The sequence below is a fragment of the Agrobacterium sp. O3.4 genome (genome assembly GCF_041414895.1).
Classification (GTDB): Bacteria; Pseudomonadota; Alphaproteobacteria; order Rhizobiales; family Rhizobiaceae; genus Agrobacterium; species Agrobacterium cucumeris.
In genome coordinates, this window is the sequence record NZ_JALPZP010000005.1 from 211,943 (window position 1) to 230,623 (window position 18,681).

Sequence of the window (18,681 nt, forward strand, 5' to 3'; positions counted from 1 at the left end):
GCAGGCCCGAAAGGGCCTCCGGAATGCACCCGGGCGGCCCGGCGCCCCAAGGGAGGACAAACATGAAATCCATCTGTACCATGGCCGCTCTGGCGGTCCTTTTCGCAAGCACTGCGTCGGCCGAGACCATCGGCGTTTCGATGCAGAGCTTCGACAATAATTTCCAGACTTTGCTGCGCGAAGGGCTCGGCGCCCGGGCATCGGAGGTCGACGGCGTCAAGATCCAGGTCGAGGACGCGCAGGCCGATATTTCCAAGCAGCTCAACCAGGTCAATAATTTCATAGCGGCCGGCGTCGATGCGATCATCGTCACGCTGGCGGACACCTCGGCCGCACCCGGCATCAGCGATGCCGCCGCCAAGGCAGGCATTCCGCTTGTCTATCTCAATCTCGAGCCGGACAATGTCGCCAGGCTTCCGGAAAAACAGGCCTATGTCGGTTCAAGGGAAACCGATGCCGGGCGGCTGGCCGGTGAAGCGGCCTGTTCGTTGCTCAAGGAAAAAGGAAAGGCGGCGGATGCGCAGGCTTATATATTGATGGGCGACCTTGCCCATCAGGCATCGCGTGACCGTACCTCGTCCTTTAAACAGGCGCTCGCATCCGGCGACTGCAAGGCCGTCACCATCGCCGACGAACAGTCGGCGGCCTGGACACGGACAAACGCCATGGACATGACGACGAACTGGATCACCGCCGGACGTCCCATCGACGTCGTCTTCGCCAATAATGACGAAATGGCCATCGGCGCGGTGCAGGCGCTGAAGGCGGCAAGCGTTTCGATGGATGATGTCATCGTCATCGGCATCGACGCCACCCCGGACGGGCTTGCCTCCATGGCCGCTGGCGATCTGGATGCCACGGTGTTCCAGAACGCCAGGGGGCAATCGACAAGTGCGCTCGATGCCGCCGTCGCCCTGATGCGCGGCACGCCGGTCGACAAGCAGGTCATGGTGCCTTTCGAACTGGTGACGCGGAAAAACATGACCGATTACGCCAGCCGCAACTGACCCTCCCCCCAGCCGGTGCGCCCTGAAAAGCGCGCCGGCCCCTTCTCACGGAGATATCATGGACGCAATCGTCATCATCGGCGCCGGCGAGGCGGGAACCCGTGCCGCCTTTACCTTGCGTGAAACGGGCTTCGACGGCGATATCACGCTGGTCGGCGCCGAGCCGCATCCGCCCTATGAACGGCCACCGCTTTCCAAGCCGCTGGAAGCTGCGGTGCGGATGAAACCCATCTGCGCGGACGGAGCGCTGGAGGCCGCCCGTATAGCCTATCTGCAAGGCGTGTCGGCGACCCGTATCAATGCGAAAGACCGCCTGGTGACGCTCGATGGCGGGCGTATGATCGGTTATGACAGGCTGCTCCTCGCAACCGGGGCGCAGCCGCGGACACTCGCCTGCCCCGGTGCCGGACAGGCGCTCAATTTCCGCACCCATGCGGATGCGGAGGCGATTTTCTCCCGCGCCGATAGCGGCGCACGGATTGCGATCATCGGCGGCGGACTGATCGGAATGGAGCTTGCGGCGGTGCTGCGCGGCAAGGGGCTTACGGTCAGCGTTATCGAAGCGGCGGCGCGGCCGCTCGGCCGGGCGGTTCCGCCGCGTTTTGCCGAAAAGATACATGCGCGCCATCGCGATGAAGGGGTGCATTTCCATCTGGGTCAGGGCGTTTCGGAGATTACGCCGGAAGCTGTCCTGCTAACCGATGGCGGGCGCGTGCCCGCCGATATCGTCGTCTCCGCCATCGGTGTCGTGCCCAACATCGCCCTGGCCGAAGCGGCGGGGCTTGCGACCGGCAACGGCATTCTGACCGATGCCTTCCTGCGCACCAGCGATCCCCAGATCTTCGCGGCGGGCGATTGCGCGGCCGTCTCGCAAGCCGCCGGCGGGCATATCCGGTTCGAAAGCTGGCGCAATGCCCGCAGCCAGGCGGAAATCGCCGCGCGCAACAGTCTCGGCGCAAACGAGGCCTTTGCCGCCCTCCCGTGGTTCTGGTCGGATCAATATGATCTCGGCCTTCAGGTCGCGGGCCTGCCGCAGCCGGGACATCAAAGCGTCATCCGTCCGCTCGGCAATGGCGAGCTGGAATTCTTCCTTGAGGACGGCCAGCTTGTCGCAGCAGCCGGACTGGGTATCGGCAACAGCGTCGCCAAAGACATAAAACTGGCCGAGATGCTGATTGCCGCCGGTATCAGCCCCGATCCGGCGGCGCTTGCCGATCCCGGCCTCAACCTCAAGACGTTGCTGAAAAGCGCGCGGGCGGCCTGATGCAGAAGCTGCTCATCTTTCAATCGGTCTGGGCCATGGAACGGCTAAACGGCAATGGCCCTGAACCCCGCCTTGAGGAAAACATTGCCCGGATCGCCGAAGCCGGGTTTGACGGGATCAGCGCGCATTATACCGACCGTGCGGATGTGCGGCGTCTGAATGAAGCGATCAGCGGCACTGGTCTCAGGATCGAAGGCGTGTGCTTTCCACGCAATGTCGACGACCTGCACCACACGCTGGAACTGGCGCAGGAATTTCCGGTCAGCCATATCGATCTGCAGGCGGATATCCGCCCGCGCCGGGTGGAGGACTGCCTGCCGCTGCTGGATGGCTGGATGCGGCTTGCCGAAGAGGCTGGCGTTCCCGTCTACATCGAGACCCACCGCAACCGCATCACCAGCGATCTCCTATTCACGCTGGACCTGCTCGAACAGCGACCCGATCTGCCGCTTCTCGCCGATCTCTCCCATTATCTCGTTGCCCGCGAATTCGCCTTTCCGGTGGAAGACGAGAGCCACAGGCAAATCCACCGCATCCTTCATAATGCGCAGGCCTTTCACGGACGCATCGGCTCGTGCGAGCAGATCCAGATCGAGATTTCCTTTGCCCATCACCGGCCATGGGTCGATCTGTTTCTGGAGTGGTGGGACTATGGGTTCCGGCACTGGCGATCCCGTGCGCCCGATACTGCCGAGCTGGTCTTCACCTGCGAACTCGGCCCTCGACCCTATGCGATTACCGACCGGGACGGCAACGATTCCACCGACAGATGGGCGGAATCGCTGTGGCTGAAGACGATGGCGCAGTCATTATGGGCGCAGGCCGCCCGTTCCGCCAACACGGCAACGGCGGGTGCGGATGAGACCTGCTGATCCTATCGCGCAGCGGCCTTTGCCTGCTTGTCCGTCCAGTCAGGCGGTGCGCCGAATTGATCGGCGACCATGCCCTGCAATCCACGCGACCGGCCATAGGCATCGCACTCGGCATATTTCGGCTTGCCGCCGAGGGCCGAGCGCATGCGGTGGCCGGACGGGATCGAGATATCCAGACCTTCGGAGGTCTTGCCGGTGACGAGGATGCGCGCAAAATAATTGGCGAAGTCCGATGCCAGCCCGTAGGCATCACCGATTTCCGAAACACGGGCATTGTCGGTGAAGGAATTGGCACCCTTCGACCAGACGGCGGCTGCGCGCTGGACGCCGGTACTGTCCACCGCCTCCGACTCGACCGCCAGGCCGCCGAGGCCAACCGGCAGACGCGGCACGCCGACTGGCAGGACAAAGTTGCTGCCGAGCGACACCGCCGTCGAAACACCGGCCATGGTCTTGTCGGTCGGCACCAGATCGGTGATGACGGTGCGCACCGTCATGTCCGCCGGCTGGCCAAGAGCGGCGATCCGGTATCTGTCACTGAGCGCCACGCAGATGGCGCGATCGAGCGCGTTCGAGACAAGCGTACGGTCCTTTTCCGAGGTGACCCGCGACGAGGCGGTGAAGGAAAAGGTGGTGGGCACGATGGCGACGGTTTTAACCGCGGCCAATCCCTTGGCATCCACGAAGGTTCTGGTCTTGGTGAACTTGCCCTTGGCGGGACTGAGCTGCGCATAGGATGTCAGCGTGCCGCCCTCCTGCAGCGGAACGGAGGCACAGCCGGACATGATGAGGGCAAAAGGCAAGGTGGCGAAGGTGGCGCTGCGGCTGCGCGCGACTTTGCTGCCGCTGGCCGTGACGAACGGATTCCGCTGGTGTTTCATTGCATGTGCTCCGGTTGGAAAGATTTCCTGTGCCCCGCACGCTACGACAGCTAAAATTGCGGCAGCATTACAATCGCGGTCCGCAGGCGCTGCAAAAATGGCGATCAGAAGCAGAGCCGGAATGTGCTTCCGAAGGCGGAACTCTCCAGACGGACACGTCCATTGTGGTCAGCGACGATCTGCTTGACAAGGCTGAGACCCAGGCCTGCTCCCGTGCTTCGCGGTGTCACACGATAAAATGGCTCGAATATCCGCTCCTGATGGTCTTCGGCTATGCCCTGCCCTTCATCGGAAACCGCAATTTCCCCGTTTGCGAGAACCGAGACCTGGATCATTCCTCTGTTTCCGCCATGGTCGATGGCGTTGCGCACGATATTATTGACGGCGCGCGGCAGGGCGAAGGGATTGCCCTGCATCTCGTAGCACGCTATCTGCGTGTCGAAGGAAATATCGTAACCCGCAGACAGCGCCAGCGGCGCAAGATCGGCGACGACTGTACGGGCGATCTCGACGAGATCGACCGTCTCCCATCGGTCGTGCACCTGATCGTTCCGCTCCACGGCCAGAAGCTGCTCCGCGGTCTCGCCAAGCCGCGCGACATCCTCCATCAGGCGCTGCCGTTCCGACCCTTCCGGCAGACCCTCTATCCGGGTCTGCATGATGGCGATCGGTGTTCTGAGTTCATGCGCCGCATCGATGAGAAACCGTTGCCGCGCCCGAAACTGCTGCTCAAGCCGTTCAAGGATGCTGTTGAAAGACACAATCAACGGCACGACTTCCCGCGGCACATCCTCGACTGGAAGCTTCGAGCCCGCCCGGCGCGGGTCGATCTCCGGGGCTTTCCGGACGACGGAACTGAGACCGGCGAGCGCCTGGCGCACGATGCGCGGCACGGAAAAGAACACCGCAGGCAGGATAACCGCCAGCAGCGGAACATAGATCGGATAAGTGCCGAGAAGAAGCGTCAGAAACGACGCGCTGATATGGGAGGTTCCGCCGAACATGACCCTCAGCGGCCCAGATGCCGTATCGAGACTTTCAGACAGCGCAACCTCGGATATGCCGGCACCGCCGCGAATATCGGCATCCATCATCAGATGGGCGTAACGCGACAGCTCGGCATAGACCGCTGGCACAGCGCCATAGGTCACGGACTGACCATCCAGCGTCGAGGCAACGAACCAGAGTTCTTTATTCTCCGCCTTGAGGGCCTTCAGCGCCGGCCCCTCGGTGAGGACGAGCCCCTTCTGCGGATCGAGCGAAAGCGACTCGCCGAGTGTCGAAGACAGATCCTCCCAAAGCCCGATATTGGGAGAGACCCGCATCACCCCGTAAACACAAAGCCCGATGATGACGACGGCGATCATGGCGGAGACGACGATGCTGAGTTGCCAGCTCAGTTGCCACCACAGGGACGGGTTGGATTTGCCCTGCGCTTTCATGCCTCTTCCTTCAACAGATAACCGATGCCACGAATATTGTGCACGCTCACACCGGCCGAGGCGTCGAGCAGGCGTTTGCGCAGCCGCGATATATGCGCGTCGAGCGCATTGGACTGGATTTCTTCCTCGTAATTATAAACGGCCGCCTCGAGGGTGGAACGCAGCATAGATTTACCCTTGCGCTTGGCGAGCGCGACGAGAACCAGAAGTTCGCGTCTGGGAAGATCGAAGGGAAGGGAATTGATGGTGACGCTGAGATGCAGTGGATCGATCACGATACGGCCTACGGTGATCTGGGCTGGCGCAAGGTTTACCGGTCGCCTCAGAACCGCGCGCACCCGCGCCAGAAGCTCGCCGACGAGAAACGGCTTGCCCAGATAATCATCCGCGCCGCCATCCAGTCCCGCAATGCGGTCCTCCGGCTCATTCATCGCGGTGAGCAGGATGATCGGCGTATCGACACCGGCACGGCGCAGTTTCGGGATGAGCGCAAGCCCCTCCCCGTCCGGTAGCCGGCGGTCGAGCAGGATGGCGTCGTAAACATGCTGGCGCGTCAGTTCCATCGCGTCACCAAGCCGCATCGTGTGGTCGATGACGATGCCCTGCTTGCCGAGCGTCGCCGACAGCGCATCGGCCATTTCCCTTTCGTCTTCGATCAACAGAAGTCTCATGCATCACCGTCCCTTCGCCAGCCTTTGTCTGCCAGAAAGGTTGCGGCAGTATTGCGGCGAAGACGATGCGGCAGGGTAATGCTGCTGCAATTATGGTCACTTATCCAGATACCATCCGCCTGAATAACCGGCGACGTGACGGCTCGGTGAGCCGTTACCCAAGGAACTTTGCCTGGAAGGATTGTATTATGTGGGTGAAGAGAAGCATCAAGGCCGGGATCGCGCTTGCGGGCTGCGTTCTCGTCGTTACTGCCCTCGACCCGGCGCGCGGCAGCGTCGATGCGAATGAACGTGCCAGGGGAATTGTCGAGGCCACCTCCCTGAGCCCGGCCGGCATTCCCTTCGAATTGACGGCTGCGGAAACGGCGAAGATCGGCACGCGCCAGATGGTGGAAAAGCTCAGCATCAGCGGCGAACTCCAGCCGGTCAGCCGCGTCGTGATCCGCGCCCGTGAGGCCGGGAAAATTCTGGAGATGAACGTTCGGGACGGACAGGCTGTGCAGGCCGGTGATGTGCTGGTGCGATTTGAAACCGACGACCTGCAAGCGGCGTTGCTGCAACGGCAAAGCGACCGGGACGCGGCCGAGGCCGAACTGACGCTGGCGATGCTGGCACTGACGAGAACCGAACAGCTAGCCACCAAAAACATCACATCGGCGGAACAGCTGGACAAGGCGAAAAGCGATGTCGTGGTGAAAACCGCAAGGGTTCAAAGCCTTTCGGCGCAGACGGATATTGCCCGCCTTGCATTGAGCAATGCTGAAATCCGCGCGCCTTTCAGTGGCACGGTCACCCGCCGGCTGGCAGAGGCAGGCGCGCGCGTCAGTGCCGATGGCGAACTTCTCACACTGGTCGATACCAGCGTGCTGGAAGCGAAGGTTCTCGTCGCCACCCGCGATATTCCCCGTGTAACCCTTGGCCAGACAGCCGAACTGGAGATTGACGGCCTCGTTGGCCAGACCGTCAAGAGCACTGTCGAGCGCATCAGCCCGGTTGCCGATGATGGCACACGTTTCGTCGCCGTCTATCTGCGGCTTGCCAATCGCGACGGGCGGTTGTGGGGCGGAATGTTTGCTAGCGGATCAATCCTTGTCCGCGAAAAAAACGACGCGCTTGTCGTTCCCGCCATCGCGCTTCGCAAGGATGAGGTCGGCTACCATGTGCTCAAGGTGACGGACGGTCATCTGCGCCGCCAGACGGTAGCGCTCGGATCGCGCTGGAACGGCGGCAGCCTGATCGAGATCGCCACGGGCCTGAAGGATGGCGAAACGATCCTGACTGCACCGCTTCCGGAATTGCAGCCGGACATGGCCGTGACCATCGATAAGGCAGGCTGAAATGTTTTTGACGCGTATATCAGTCTCCCATCCCGTCTTCGCCACCATGATGATGGTGACATTGCTGGTCATGGGCCTCTTTTCGCTGCAGCGGCTGGGGCTGGATCAATATCCCAATGTCGACGTGCCCGTCGTCGTCGTGGTCACCACCTATCCCGGTGCGACACCGGAGACCGTGGAAACCGAAATAACGCGCCCGGTCGAGGATGCGCTGAACGCCATTGGCGGTCTGGATGAGATCACCTCGACCTCATATGAGGGGCGCTCCGTGGTCGTCGTGAAATTCAAGCTCGAGGTAAAGGGGGCCGCCGCTGCACAGGATGTGCGCGACAAGGTCGCCGCCATCGAAGCGAATTTGCCCGAAGATGCCAAGAAGCCGGTCGTATCCCGTTTCGATCCCGCCGCCGAACCTATCCTCTCGCTGGCAATCAGTTCCACATCGCTCGATGTGCCAGCACTCACCACCCTTGCCGACCAGAAGGTGGTGCGTCAGCTGACGACCGTTGAAGGTGTCGGACAGGCGACGCTGGTGGGTGGCCGCAAACGGCAGATCGATGTTGCTATGGACGAAACACGCATGCGGGCGCTCGGGGTCGGCGTCAACGAGGTGGTGAACGCGCTGCGCACCGGCAACGGCAACAGCCCGGCCGGCAGCATCGTCGATCCCGTCTCCGAACGCACGATCCAGGTTCAGGGTCGCGTCGAGGAGCCGCAGGCGCTGCTGGACATGGTGGTAGCGAGGCGTGGTGGCGCGGCGATCCTGCTGCGCGATGTCGCCACGGTTTCCGAAGGGGCGGTCGATGCCGAAAGCCGCGCCATCTACAATGGCCAGACGGCGCTGGCGATCGATATCGTCAAGGTTCAGGACGCCAACACGGTTCAGGTCGTGACGGATGTGAAGAAACGCATCCAGCAGCTCAATACCGAGCTGGCCACGCAGAATGTGCAATTGCGCATCGTCACCGACACCTCCACGCCCATCAGGGAATCGGTCGATCAGGTGCAGACGACGCTGATCGAAGGGGCAGCGCTCGCCATCGCCATCGTTTTCCTGTTTTTGAATTCCTGGCGAAGCACGATCATCACCGGCCTGACACTGCCAATCGCCATCATCGGTACGCTTGCCGTCATCGATTTTCTTGGTTTCACCCTCAATACACTCAGCCTTCTGGCGCTCACACTCTCCATCGGCATTCTGGTGGATGACGCGATCGTCGTGCGCGAGAACATCACCCGGCATCTGCACATGGGCAAATCCCATATCCGCGCGGCGCTCGACGGCACCAACGAAATCGGCCTTGCGGTGATCGCGACGACCGCGACCATCGTGGCGGTCTTCCTGCCGGTCGCCTTCATGGACGGCATTATCGGCCGGTTCTTCTATGAATTCGGCGTCACCGTGTCAGCTGCGGTGCTGATCTCGCTCTTCGTCGCCTTCACGCTTGATCCGATGCTTTCGAGCGTCTGGTACGACCCGGATGCGCAACCGGATGCCCGGCGCGGGCCAATTGGCCGGCTGATTACGCGTTTCGACCGTGGTTTCGAATGGCTGGCCGAACAATATCGGCATGTGATCGGCTGGACATTGCGCCACCGGCTCATCACGCTGCTCACCACATCGGGCATCTTCATCGGCAGCCTGTTCATGGTGCCGCTGGTCGGCATGGAATTCGTGTCTGCTACCGATGAGGGGCGCTTCCAGATTAGCGTGACGGCCCCGGCCGGTTCGTCACTGGATTACACGACGGCTAAAGTGCGGCAAGTCGAAAAGGCGCTGAGGGCGTTTCCCGAGGTTGAAATACTCTATTCCACCATCAATACCGGCGGCGCGGCGGGCAAGCAGCGCGCCATGGTGCTGGTGGGTCTGGTGCCGCTGACAGCGCGCACACAAACACCCGCGACGCTGGCCGAACCGATCCGCAAGCGCCTGTCAGCCATACCCGGCATAGAGGTCGCAATCCTTCAGGATGGTCTTGGCGGCGGCGAAAGCCCGGTAAAGCTCAGCATCCTCGGCGACGACCGTGCCGTCCTTGAAAAAATAGCCGCTGGTCTGGTCGAGGATATGAGAAAAATCCCCGGCCTCGTGGATGTGAATTCCAGCGCCCGCAACGTGACCTCGGTTCTTTCCGTGCGTCTGAAACGCGAGGCGGCGAGCGATCTCGGCATTTCCCGCTCCGATCTGGCCACGGCCCTCTCCTCGCTCATCGGTGGTGAGGACGTTTCGAAATGGACGGATAGTGGCGGCAACAGTTATGACATCGTCGTGCGCCTGCCCGGCGATCGGCGCTCCGATGCCGCAACCCTCGGCGAATTGATGATCGCGACCGGTCGCACGGCATCGAACGGCACACCGGTGATGGTGCGTCTCGATCAGGTCGCCGAGATCGGCACCTCGCCGGCACCGGCCGAAATCCGTCGCATAGACAATCGCCGTGAGGTGCTGGTTTCAGCCAACATCTCCGGCCGCACGCTTGGCGACGTGATGGAGACCGTGCAAAACCTGACCGCCGCCCGCGATCTGCCGGATGGTTACCGCATCCGCTTCGGCGGCGAGGCCGAGACCATGCAGGAAACGATTGGCCACATGGTCAAGGCCCTCACGATGGCGGTTATTTTCATTTACATCGTGCTTGCCTCGCAATTCGGCAGCTTCCTGCAACCGCTCGCCATCATGGCTTCACTGCCGCTCTCGCTGGCCGGCGTCCTTCTGGGTTTGATGGTGGCCGGCAGCACGATCAACATGTTCTCGCTGATCGGCTTCATCATGCTGATGGGCCTCGTCACCAAGAACGGTATCCTGCTGGTGGATTTCGCCAACAGGGAGCGGAAACGCGGACTTTCGCTCAACGAAGCGCTGGCGAATGCCGGTGTAATCCGCTTCCGGCCGATCATCATGACGACGCTTGCGATGATCTTCGGAATGATCCCACTTGGGCTCGCCATCGGCGGTGGCGGTGCACAGCGCGCGCCGATGGCGCATGCGGTGGTCGGCGGCCTCATCAGCTCCACCCTTCTCACCCTAATCGTCGTGCCAACCATCCTGTCCTATATCGACAGCATCACCAGGCGTTTCGCCAACCTTTTGCCGAGAGCACCGGATGAGGCAGGGAAAGCGGACGCGACGGATAACCCGGTCCAGCCGCGCGAGGCGCAGCCCGGCTGAAAGCCCCTTGTTGGCATGCAGGACGGCCATTGGCGGGAGAGGCAGCAATGCTTTTTCCGTCAATGGGGCAACGGTTCTTATCGGAGCAGAAGCATGGTGGCCGGCCCCTGCCACAAGTACGGAAAGAACGATGATGGCATGGAGGTAGCGGCCGGGAAGCCGCATGGCGGCACGACGTAAACGCATAATGCGCCTGATGAAATTCATCCGGCAAAATTGGGCGCGTCATATTGCAATGGCATTACGGCAAAAGCTCCGGACAGCGTAATATCTGGGCTCTGCGCACACAGAACATGGCGGCCCCTCAGGGTCTCTCACCCGCCCTGTCTTTCCTTTTGCCCTTGGGCCTGAAATCAACCAGCAGTGATTTCAGTTCGATTTCCCGAACGCGCCTCGCGGCCTCATCCGGACGGACCCATTCAACCAGGCGTTCGCCCCGTTCCTTGAAACTTGTTTCCGTACCCGTCACCTCGATCTGGAATACATCGACCATGCACGGGACGACGTCGCCATTGTCGAGCATCTTCAGATAGGTGTAACGGCCAATGGCGGCCTTTCTCACCCGGCCCCGCACGCCCGCCTCTTCCCACGCCTCGATCGCCGCCGCCTCATGCGGCTTCTTGCGCTTCATCGGCCAGCCGCGCGGAATAATCCAGCGCTGGGTGGTGCGCGACGTGACGAGGAGGATTTCAACATCGTCTCCATTGCCGCAGTAGCGAAAACACAAGGCGGCATATTGCTGCCGGAAAGCGCCGGTGAAGAGCTTTTCGGGAACGGCAGCGAGCTGCTGGAGCAGTGTCAGGGGGCGCGCCGGACGGGTTTTCCGGCTTTTCTTGGAAGATTTCATTTGCGTTGATAGTGCCGATTTTCCGGGTTGCATCAATGCCCTGCCTGCATTTATGACAGTTTTATGACAATTACCCCCTACAACATAAATAGCGCCATTGAGGGCCAATTCGCATGATGAGCATTTTCCGCAAGCTGATGCCGCGCGAAGATCGTTTCTTCGACCTGTTCAGCAAACATTCCGAAACCGTCGTCAAGGCGGCCGGTGCTCTCGATCAACTGTTAAGCGGCATCGATGTCGAGAAGAATTGCGACCTTATCGTCGCCCTCGAAGATCAGGCCGACGACATTACCCGCGATGTGCTGCTTGCGGTGCGGCGCAGCTTCATCACTCCCTTTGATCGCGGCGACATCAAGGACCTCATCCAGTCCATGGATGACGCCATCGACATGATGCACAAGACGGTGAAGACCATCCGCCTGTTCGAACAGGGCGAATTCGATCCGCTGATGAAAGAGATGGGCCATGAGATCGTGCGTGCGGCAAGCCTGATCGCCGAAGCCATTCCGCTTCTGGAAAAGGTCGGCACCAATGCGCAGCGCCTCTCGGCGATTGCCGAAGAAGTCACCCGCGTCGAAGGCCGCTCCGACGAGCTTCATGATCAGGGCCTGAAAGACCTTTTCCGCCGCCACGGTGCGGCCGGTAACGCCATGGCCTATATGATCGGCAGCGAGATCTACGGCGAACTCGAAAAGGTCGTCGACCGCTTCGAGGATGTGGCCAACGAGATCAGCGGCATCGTTATCGAGAACGTCTGATGGATGTCGCACTTGCCCTGCCGCTGCTTGTCGGCCTTATCGCCATCGCGCTGTTCTTCGATTTCCTGAATGGTCTCCATGACGCTGCAAATTCCATCGCCACCATCGTTTCCACCCGCGTATTGCGCCCGCAATATGCGGTTGCGTGGGCGGCATTCTTCAATTTCATCGCCTTCCTGTTTTTCGGCCTGCATGTAGCGGAAACACTCGGCACCGGCATCATCGATCCGGCCATCGTTTCGCCGCAGGTAATCTTTGCCGCCCTCATCGGCGCAATTGTCTGGAACATCGTCACCTGGGTTTTTGGCATTCCTTCCAGTTCGTCACATGCGCTGATCGGCGGCCTCGTCGGCGCCGGATTTGCGAAAGTCGGTTTTAACTCGATCGTCTGGTCGGGCCTCTTGAAAACCGTCGGGGCGATCTTCATGTCGCCGGCCATCGGCTTCTTCCTGGCGCTGCTTCTGGTGCTCGCCGTTTCCTGGCTGTTCGTGCGGCAGACGCCTTTTGCTGTCGACCGCACCTTCCGCGTCATGCAGTTCATCTCCGCCTCGCTTTATTCGCTCGGCCATGGCGGCAACGACGCGCAGAAGACCATGGGCATCATCGCCGTGCTGCTGTTCAGCCAGGGGCATCTGGGCGAAAGCTTCTACGTGCCGTTCTGGGTGGTCATTTCCTGCCAGTCGGCCATGGCGCTCGGCACGCTGTTCGGCGGCTGGCGCATCGTGCACACCATGGGCTCGAAGATCACCCGACTGAATCCGATGCAGGGTTTCTGCGCCGAAACCGGCGGCGCGCTGACATTGTTCGGCGCAACATGGCTCGGCATTCCGGTCTCCACCACCCACACGATTACCGGCGCCATCGTCGGCGTGGGGGCTGCACGCCGGGTTTCCGCGGTGCGCTGGGGACTTGCAGGCAACATCGTCATCGCATGGATCGTGACCATGCCGGCCGCCGCACTGATTTCCGCCGCCGTTTACGGGCTGACCTCGCTGCTCGGCTGACGCCCCACTGCCCGATTGCCACTCTCCCGGAACAAATACCGCCCCGCGGAAGTTTGATCCGGGAGATCAACGGCGAAACGGACCGCGGACAATGGCACGGCAGGTTTTCTGGAAGGGTTATCTGAAGCTGTCGCTGGTGACAGCCTCCGTCTCGCTGACGCCCGCCACCACCGAAGGCAACAAATACCGTTTCCATATTCTCAATCGCAACACCGGCAATCGCGTCGAAAGCCGGTATGTCGACAGCATCACTCACCGGCCCGTGGCAGCAAAAAATCAGGTAAAGGGGTTTCCCCGCGCCGAGGACGATTATGTGCTGCTGGAGGACGACGAGATCGATGCCGTGGCGCTGGAAAGTACCCGGACGATCGATATCAAGACTTTTGTACCGAAGGGGTCCATCGACTGGATCTGGTATGACCGACCGCACTTTCTGCGTCCGGAAGACAAGATCGGCACCGAGGCCTTTAGCGTCATTCGCGAAGCCATGACGGCCAACGGCGTGTTCGGCATTGCGCGGCTGGTGCTCTACCGCCGCGAACGGGCAGTTCTGCTGGAACCTTCAGGCAAGGGCATCATCCTGTGGACGCTGCATTACGGCGAAGAGGTGCGCGAGAGCATCGACGCGCTCGACCCGAAAATGAAAATTGAAAAACCACTGCTGCAGGCCATGGAAAAGCGCATCGGCAAACAGATGACCGGCTGGAAGCCAACTCTGGTGCAGGATCCGATCCAGAAAAAGATCAAGGCGCTTTTAAAGACCAAGGGCGACGAGGTGCCGTCCGCCAACAAGAAAACCGGCACGAAAGCCCGCACCGGCGGCAAGGTCATCAACATCATGGACGCATTGAAAAAAAGCCTCGCCGCCGAAAAACGAAGCTGAAGATCAGCTGCCGTCAGCGGGCTTTTTCGGCAGCGGTTTCGCTGCCGCGAAAAAACCGTCCCATGGGTCTTTTTTCAGGGCTGAGAGGCGCGCGCCGATATTATTGACGGTAAAATGCGCCGGGCCGATCTCAGCCGTGAGTTCCGACCATTCCAGCGGCGCGGAAATCGCCGCCCCCGGCCGGGCACGGGTCGAATAGGGCGCTACCGCCGTATTGCCCCTGCCATTGCGCAGATAATCGATGAAAAGGCGGCCTTTGCGTTTTGCTTTCGTTGCCACGGAAAGATATTTATCGGGTTCCGCCTTCGACATATCGGCGGCCATCGCTTTTGAGAAAGCCTTGACGGCAGCCCAGCCCGCCTGCGGTTTGAGCGGTGCAACGACATGCAGGCCCTTACCGCCGGAGGTCTTGACGAAGGCCGCAAGCCCGGCGTCTTCGAAACGCCGTTTCAGTTCCAACGCCGCCTCGATCACCTCTTCCCAGGCTACGTCTTCGCCGGGGTCGATATCCATGGTGATCATGTCCGGCTTCTCCCAGTTGGCAGTCGTTGCGCCCCATGGGTGAATTTCAAGCGTGGCGGACTGGACCAGAGCCATAAGGCCGTCGAAATCGGTGATGCGGATCAGCGGTTCGCCGCCCTTGTCCTTGGGATCCTTGATCTGTTCCACGGCCTTGTTGATGCCGCGCCAGGCGTGTTTCTGGAAGAAACGCTGCCCCTCTATACCCTCGGGACAGCGCAGCAACGCCAGCGGTCGGTCGACGACGAAGGGCGCCATATGCCGCCACACCTGCGCGTAATAATCGGCGAGCCCCTCCTTGGTCACTCCATCATCAGGCCAATAAAGCCGGTCCGGATGGGTGAATTTGATGGTGGATTGCGGCGCGCCTGTATCGCTCACGGCCTTCTCCTCGCGTTCGATTTCTTCCACCGGCTTGTCTTCGCGCAGGCCGCGGAAGGAAGCGTGACGCAGATTGCCATCGCCAGACCAGGCCCGAAACTCGACTTCCGCCACCAGTTGCGGCGTGACGAAGTGAAGGTCGCGGCGTGCAAGCGCGGTGAGCTTATCGCCGAACGGGCTCTCCTTGCGGTCCAGCGGTTTCAGGCGGCCAAGCAGCATTTCGGCCACCTCACCCGTGTAGCCGGTGCCGACACGGCCGACATGGCGCAGCTTGCCCTTTTCATAAACGCCAAGCGCCAGCGAGCCGATGGCGTGGTCCGATGTCGAAGAGAGCGTGTAGCCGCCGATGACGAATTCCTGCCGCATGGAGCATTTGGATTTGACCCATTCGCCTTTGCGGCCGGAAACATATTGGCTGTTCTTGACCTTGGAAATAACGCCCTCAAGGCTGAGACGGCAGGCATGGTCCAGCACGAGCTCGCCACTCTCCTCGAAATGTTCACTGTATCGCAGCTTGGGATCACCCGCCGGCAACAGCTTTTCCAGCAGAGCCTTGCGGTTGGTCAATGCCGCCCCGCGTAGATCGGTGCCATCAAGATAAAGCAGATCGAAGGCGTAAAAAACGAAACGGTCGCTTCGCCCCTCGCTCAGATCCTGCTGCAATGCCGAAAAATCGGAGGCGCCGCTGTCGCGTTCCACGACGATTTCCCCGTCCATGAGCAATGTTTCGGCCGGCAGGGCCTTTAGCGCGCGTGCCACCGCATCGCCAAACTTCTCCGTCCAGTCCAGCCCGCTGCGGGTCAGAAGCTGGAGTTTGCCGTGATCGAGCCGCACCTGCAGCCGGTAACCATCGAATTTGATCTCATGCAGCCAGCGGGAACCGCTCGGCGGTTTCGGCTTCAGCGTTGCCAGCGCCGGCGGCACGAAGGACGGAAGCGCCTGTTTGCGTGCTCCCTTCGGCAAGGCATGCGCCTGCTTTTGGCCGGAAGAAGAGGCAGCAGCCTTTTTCGATACCGGCTTGGAATTCCACGTGTCTTTCGGTTTGGCCGCGACATGCTCGACGCTGCGTCCGGTCTTTACCGATTCCGGCCGCTCCTCCAGAATATCCGCACCACCCTGATGCCGGGCCTCCTCATCGTCACCCTTGATCAGCAGCCAGTTTTCCCTGCTCTCACCGGGTTTTCCGTGCATACGCACCAGGTGCCAGCGCCCTTTCAGCTTTTCGCCATCAAGTTCAAATTCGAGATGGCCCTTGCGATATCCTTTCCTCGCATCACCAATCGGCCTCCAGACACCACGATCCCAGACGATGACCGTTCCACCCCCATATTGGCCCTTGGGAATGACGCCTTCGAAATCACCATAGCTCAGCGGGTGGTCTTCCACATGCACCGCAAGGCGCTTGTCCTCGGGGTCTAGGCTGGGGCCACGCGTCACCGCCCAGCTTTTCAGCACCCCGTCCATTTCCAGCCGGAAATCATAATGCAGCCGGCGGGCATCGTGTTTCTGTATCACGAAACTCGACCCCTGAGCTTCGGCCCGGCTACCCTTCGGCTCAGGCGTCTTGTCGAAACTGCGCTTGGCGTTATAGGTCTGCAATCCCATGCATCAGCTCGCTTTCCGGGAAGTCCTGCGGCCCGTCGCGGTTTTCTTCCCGCCTTCGGCCTTCGCGCTGCGGCGCAAGGCCTCTTTCAGATCGATGACATTGTCTTCTTTCGGCGCGGCCCGCCTGGGGATTTCCCGGCCCTCGATCTTGGCCTTCACCAGTTCCGCGAGGGCATCATTGTAACGGTCGCTATATTCGGAGGGATCAAAGGTGCCGGCGCGTGTTTCGATGATATGACCGGCAAGCTCCAGCATCTCGTCATCGAACTGGATATCTGGAATAGACTTGAAGACGCTGCTCTCGGCGCGCACCTCGTAACCGAAATTCAGCGTGGTTGCGACGAGCGCCTTGCCGCTCGGGCGGATCAGCAGCATGCGGTTGCGGCGGAAAAGCACCGCCTCGCCAAGCGCAACGACGTTTTCGTCCTGCATGGCCTTTGCCAGCAGTGTCAGCGCCTCCTCCCCGCCTTCCTGTGTTGGGGCGAGGTAATAGGATTTGTCGAAAAACAGCTTGTCGATGTCGTCGCATTCAAGAAAATGCCGGATGCGAATGACCTTGTCACTCTCCGGCATCAGTTTCGCGATTTCATCGCCTTCGATGACGATGTAGTCACCATTGTCGCGCTCGTAACCCTTGACCTGATCGTCACGGCCGACAGCCTCGCCGGTATCGCTATCGACATATTGCCGCTCAACCCGGTGGCCGGTCTTGCGGTTGACGATGTTGAACGAGATTTTCTCCGTGGAGGTCAGCGCGGAATAGAGGCCGATTTCGCAGTTGAAATCGGCAAAGGCAAGATGGCCCTTCCAGCTGGCTCTCCGGTTCATGATGGCCGTCCGCTATTAGTGTCATGTGGAGATCGATCAGCGCCGAGAATACGCTCGATGGCGGGAATATCCGCCTCAGCCAGCACCGGCACGGGGTCGGACGCCATTGCCTCCAGCACCTCGGGCGTGAGGCCACCGTTACGGATGACCCATTCCATCGCCTCACGTGTCTGCCGCTCCGCCTTCAGCTGGGCATAAAGCGCCAGTATCAGCCGGTCGCGGACGTCGAGGGCATTTACCTGCGTATCTGAACGTTCTGCCTGCCGTTTCATGTCATATCCTCAAGACTGACACACCGCCCTCAGGCAATGCCCCTGCCACCGGTCACGCCATAGACCTCGCCATTGATGAAGCTCCCATCCTGAGAGGCCAGCAGCACATAGACGGGCGCGAGTTCCACAGGTTGTCCCGGCCGGCCAAAATCGCTGTCCTTGCCGAAATTGCGCACCTTTTCGTCGGGCTGGCCGCCGCTCGGCTGCAGCACAGTCCAGAAAGGTCCGGGCGCCACCGCATTCGCACGAACGCCTTTTTCGATCAGCTGTTTGGCAAGCGCTTTGGTGTAGGCGACAATGCCGGCCTTGGTGGTCGCGTAGTCGAGCAGGATCGGCGACGGCTCATAGGCCTGTATCGATGCTGTCGTGATCACCGACGAGCCCGGCTTCAGGTGTGGAACGGCAGCCTGGGCAATCCAGTGCAGCGCGTAGAGATTGGTCTTCATGGTGCGGTCGAAATCGTCGGTCGACAGCTCGTCTATGCCTTGGCGATACTGCTGTCTTGCGGCATTGATGACAAGAATGTCCAGGCCGTCGAGATCACCGGCCGCCTTTTCAACCAGTTCCCGGCACCAGCCCTCATCTGTGATATCGCCGGGCAACGCCACGGCCACGCGACCTTCCGCCTCGATGAGAGCCACGACCTCTTCGGCATCGGATTCCTCTTCGGGCAGATAGGAGATCGCCACATCAGCACCCTCCCGCGCAAAGGCGATGGCAACAGCACGGCCAATGCCGGAATCGCCGCCGGTTATCAGCGCCTTGCGCCCGGCAAGCTTGCCCGAGCCCTTGTAGCTCTTTTCGCCGTGGTCCGGAAAAGGCGTCATATTCGTCACCAGACCCGGCATTTCCTGTTCGGGTGTCAAAAATGGCGGACGCGGATACTGGCTGCGTGGGTCCTGCGGCTCGAGGCGGTCTGTCATCGCGGTCTCTCCATAGATAGATAT

General features: G+C 60.8%; 16 protein-coding genes. 8 read left to right on the plus strand and 8 right to left on the minus strand.

Annotated elements, in window-relative coordinates:
- Positions 1 to 62 precede the first annotated feature (62 nt).
- Genes M0412_RS21190 through M0412_RS21200 form a run of 3 tightly spaced genes read left to right on the plus strand, consistent with a single transcriptional unit; the run spans position 63 to position 3,143 of the window.
- Positions 63 to 1,007, plus strand: coding sequence for a substrate-binding domain-containing protein (locus M0412_RS21190; RefSeq protein ID WP_269699921.1), 945 nt, complete (start codon positions 63 to 65; stop codon positions 1,005 to 1,007).
- Between the two features lie 58 nt (positions 1,008 to 1,065).
- Complete coding sequence (locus tag M0412_RS21195; protein ID WP_269699920.1) at positions 1,066 to 2,271, plus strand: NAD(P)/FAD-dependent oxidoreductase; 1,206 nt, start codon at positions 1,066 to 1,068, stop codon at positions 2,269 to 2,271.
- On the plus strand, positions 2,268 to 3,143 hold the full coding sequence (locus tag M0412_RS21200; RefSeq protein WP_269700065.1) for a sugar phosphate isomerase/epimerase: 876 nt from the start codon (positions 2,268 to 2,270) through the stop codon (positions 3,141 to 3,143). Before M0412_RS21195 ends, M0412_RS21200 begins: the two co-directional genes overlap by 4 nt.
- 2 nt (positions 3,144 to 3,145) lie before the next feature.
- On the opposite strand, the gene M0412_RS21205 is transcribed toward M0412_RS21200, so the two are convergent.
- The 3 genes from M0412_RS21205 to M0412_RS21215 all read right to left on the minus strand — a co-directional run bounded on the left by M0412_RS21205 (position 3,146) and on the right by M0412_RS21215 (position 6,137).
- Complete coding sequence (locus M0412_RS21205) at positions 3,146 to 4,024, minus strand: DUF3313 domain-containing protein (RefSeq protein ID WP_269699919.1); 879 nt, start codon at positions 4,022 to 4,024, stop codon at positions 3,146 to 3,148.
- 104 nt (positions 4,025 to 4,128) lie between these two features.
- The gene (locus M0412_RS21210) at positions 4,129 to 5,466 is read right to left on the minus strand and encodes a HAMP domain-containing sensor histidine kinase (protein ID WP_142841910.1); all 1,338 of its coding nucleotides are present in this window, start codon (positions 5,464 to 5,466) and stop codon (positions 4,129 to 4,131) included.
- Positions 5,463 to 6,137 (minus strand): response regulator transcription factor, encoded by a 675-nt coding sequence (locus M0412_RS21215; protein ID WP_142841909.1) that lies wholly within the window; start codon positions 6,135 to 6,137, stop codon positions 5,463 to 5,465. The genes M0412_RS21210 and M0412_RS21215 overlap by 4 nt, the downstream gene beginning before the upstream one ends.
- A 188-nt stretch (positions 6,138 to 6,325) precedes the next feature.
- On the opposite strand from M0412_RS21215, the gene M0412_RS21220 reads away from it, so the two are divergent.
- Positions 6,326 to 7,474, plus strand: coding sequence for an efflux RND transporter periplasmic adaptor subunit (locus M0412_RS21220; RefSeq protein WP_269699918.1), 1,149 nt, complete (start codon positions 6,326 to 6,328; stop codon positions 7,472 to 7,474).
- A gap of 1 nt (position 7,475) precedes the next feature.
- Complete coding sequence (locus M0412_RS21225; RefSeq protein WP_269699917.1) at positions 7,476 to 10,637, plus strand: efflux RND transporter permease subunit; 3,162 nt, start codon at positions 7,476 to 7,478, stop codon at positions 10,635 to 10,637.
- Between the two features lie 304 nt (positions 10,638 to 10,941).
- Here M0412_RS21225 and M0412_RS21230 read toward each other — a convergent pair whose 3' ends face one another.
- Positions 10,942 to 11,484, minus strand: a complete 543-nt coding sequence (locus M0412_RS21230) for an NUDIX hydrolase (protein WP_269699916.1) — start codon at positions 11,482 to 11,484, stop codon at positions 10,942 to 10,944.
- A 113-nt stretch (positions 11,485 to 11,597) separates the two neighbouring features.
- Between M0412_RS21230 and M0412_RS21235 the strand changes: the two genes are divergently transcribed.
- The 3 genes from M0412_RS21235 (at position 11,598) to M0412_RS21245 (ending at position 14,129) form a co-directional block, all read left to right on the plus strand.
- Positions 11,598 to 12,242 carry a DUF47 domain-containing protein gene (locus M0412_RS21235; protein ID WP_052820406.1) on the plus strand — a complete coding sequence of 215 codons (645 nt, stop codon included), beginning with the start codon at positions 11,598 to 11,600 and terminating at the stop codon, positions 12,240 to 12,242.
- The gene (locus M0412_RS21240; RefSeq protein ID WP_052820405.1) at positions 12,242 to 13,246 is read left to right on the plus strand and encodes an inorganic phosphate transporter; all 1,005 of its coding nucleotides are present in this window, start codon (positions 12,242 to 12,244) and stop codon (positions 13,244 to 13,246) included. Before M0412_RS21235 ends, M0412_RS21240 begins: the two co-directional genes overlap by 1 nt.
- A 91-nt stretch (positions 13,247 to 13,337) precedes the next feature.
- A complete protein-coding gene (locus M0412_RS21245; protein ID WP_269699915.1) occupies positions 13,338 to 14,129 on the plus strand; it encodes a Ku protein in 792 nt (263 codons plus the stop codon).
- A 3-nt stretch (positions 14,130 to 14,132) separates the two neighbouring features.
- Here M0412_RS21245 and ligD read toward each other — a convergent pair whose 3' ends face one another.
- From ligD to M0412_RS21265, 4 genes are read right to left on the minus strand one after another with little or no spacing between them, the layout of a single operon-like run.
- Complete coding sequence (gene ligD / locus M0412_RS21250) at positions 14,133 to 16,634, minus strand: DNA ligase D (RefSeq protein WP_269699914.1); 2,502 nt, start codon at positions 16,632 to 16,634, stop codon at positions 14,133 to 14,135.
- Between the two features lie 3 nt (positions 16,635 to 16,637).
- Positions 16,638 to 17,462, minus strand: a complete 825-nt coding sequence (locus M0412_RS21255; RefSeq protein WP_269699913.1) for a Ku protein — start codon at positions 17,460 to 17,462, stop codon at positions 16,638 to 16,640.
- Positions 17,459 to 17,734, minus strand: a complete 276-nt coding sequence (locus M0412_RS21260; RefSeq protein ID WP_269699912.1) for a hypothetical protein — start codon at positions 17,732 to 17,734, stop codon at positions 17,459 to 17,461. The genes M0412_RS21255 and M0412_RS21260 overlap by 4 nt, the downstream gene beginning before the upstream one ends.
- Before the next feature lie 29 nt (positions 17,735 to 17,763).
- Positions 17,764 to 18,657, minus strand: coding sequence for an SDR family oxidoreductase (locus M0412_RS21265; protein ID WP_269699911.1), 894 nt, complete (start codon positions 18,655 to 18,657; stop codon positions 17,764 to 17,766).
- Between the last annotated feature and the right edge of the window lie 24 nt (positions 18,658 to 18,681).

What these genes read in the sequence shown, in the direction of transcription:
- M0412_RS21265 (WP_269699911.1), bottom strand. Translation starts at nt 18,657, where the DNA reads ATGACAGACCGCCTCGAGCCGCAGGACCCACGCAGCCAGTATCCGCGT.
- M0412_RS21215 (WP_142841909.1), bottom strand. Translation starts at nt 6,137, where the DNA reads ATGAGACTTCTGTTGATCGAAGACGAAAGGGAAATGGCCGATGCGCTG.
- M0412_RS21210 (WP_142841910.1), bottom strand. Translation starts at nt 5,466, where the DNA reads ATGAAAGCGCAGGGCAAATCCAACCCGTCCCTGTGGTGGCAACTGAGC.
- M0412_RS21205 (WP_269699919.1), bottom strand. Translation starts at nt 4,024, where the DNA reads ATGAAACACCAGCGGAATCCGTTCGTCACGGCCAGCGGCAGCAAAGTC.
- M0412_RS21255 (WP_269699913.1), bottom strand. Translation starts at nt 17,462, where the DNA reads ATGAACCGGAGAGCCAGCTGGAAGGGCCATCTTGCCTTTGCCGATTTC.
- M0412_RS21190 (WP_269699921.1), top strand. Translation starts at nt 63, where the DNA reads ATGAAATCCATCTGTACCATGGCCGCTCTGGCGGTCCTTTTCGCAAGC.
- M0412_RS21220 (WP_269699918.1), top strand. Translation starts at nt 6,326, where the DNA reads ATGTGGGTGAAGAGAAGCATCAAGGCCGGGATCGCGCTTGCGGGCTGC.
- M0412_RS21260 (WP_269699912.1), bottom strand. Translation starts at nt 17,734, where the DNA reads ATGAAACGGCAGGCAGAACGTTCAGATACGCAGGTAAATGCCCTCGAC.
- M0412_RS21195 (WP_269699920.1), top strand. Translation starts at nt 1,066, where the DNA reads ATGGACGCAATCGTCATCATCGGCGCCGGCGAGGCGGGAACCCGTGCC.
- M0412_RS21240 (WP_052820405.1), top strand. Translation starts at nt 12,242, where the DNA reads ATGGATGTCGCACTTGCCCTGCCGCTGCTTGTCGGCCTTATCGCCATC.
- ligD (WP_269699914.1), bottom strand. Translation starts at nt 16,634, where the DNA reads ATGGGATTGCAGACCTATAACGCCAAGCGCAGTTTCGACAAGACGCCT.
- M0412_RS21225 (WP_269699917.1), top strand. Translation starts at nt 7,476, where the DNA reads ATGTTTTTGACGCGTATATCAGTCTCCCATCCCGTCTTCGCCACCATG.
- M0412_RS21230 (WP_269699916.1), bottom strand. Translation starts at nt 11,484, where the DNA reads ATGAAATCTTCCAAGAAAAGCCGGAAAACCCGTCCGGCGCGCCCCCTG.
- M0412_RS21235 (WP_052820406.1), top strand. Translation starts at nt 11,598, where the DNA reads ATGATGAGCATTTTCCGCAAGCTGATGCCGCGCGAAGATCGTTTCTTC.
- M0412_RS21245 (WP_269699915.1), top strand. Translation starts at nt 13,338, where the DNA reads ATGGCACGGCAGGTTTTCTGGAAGGGTTATCTGAAGCTGTCGCTGGTG.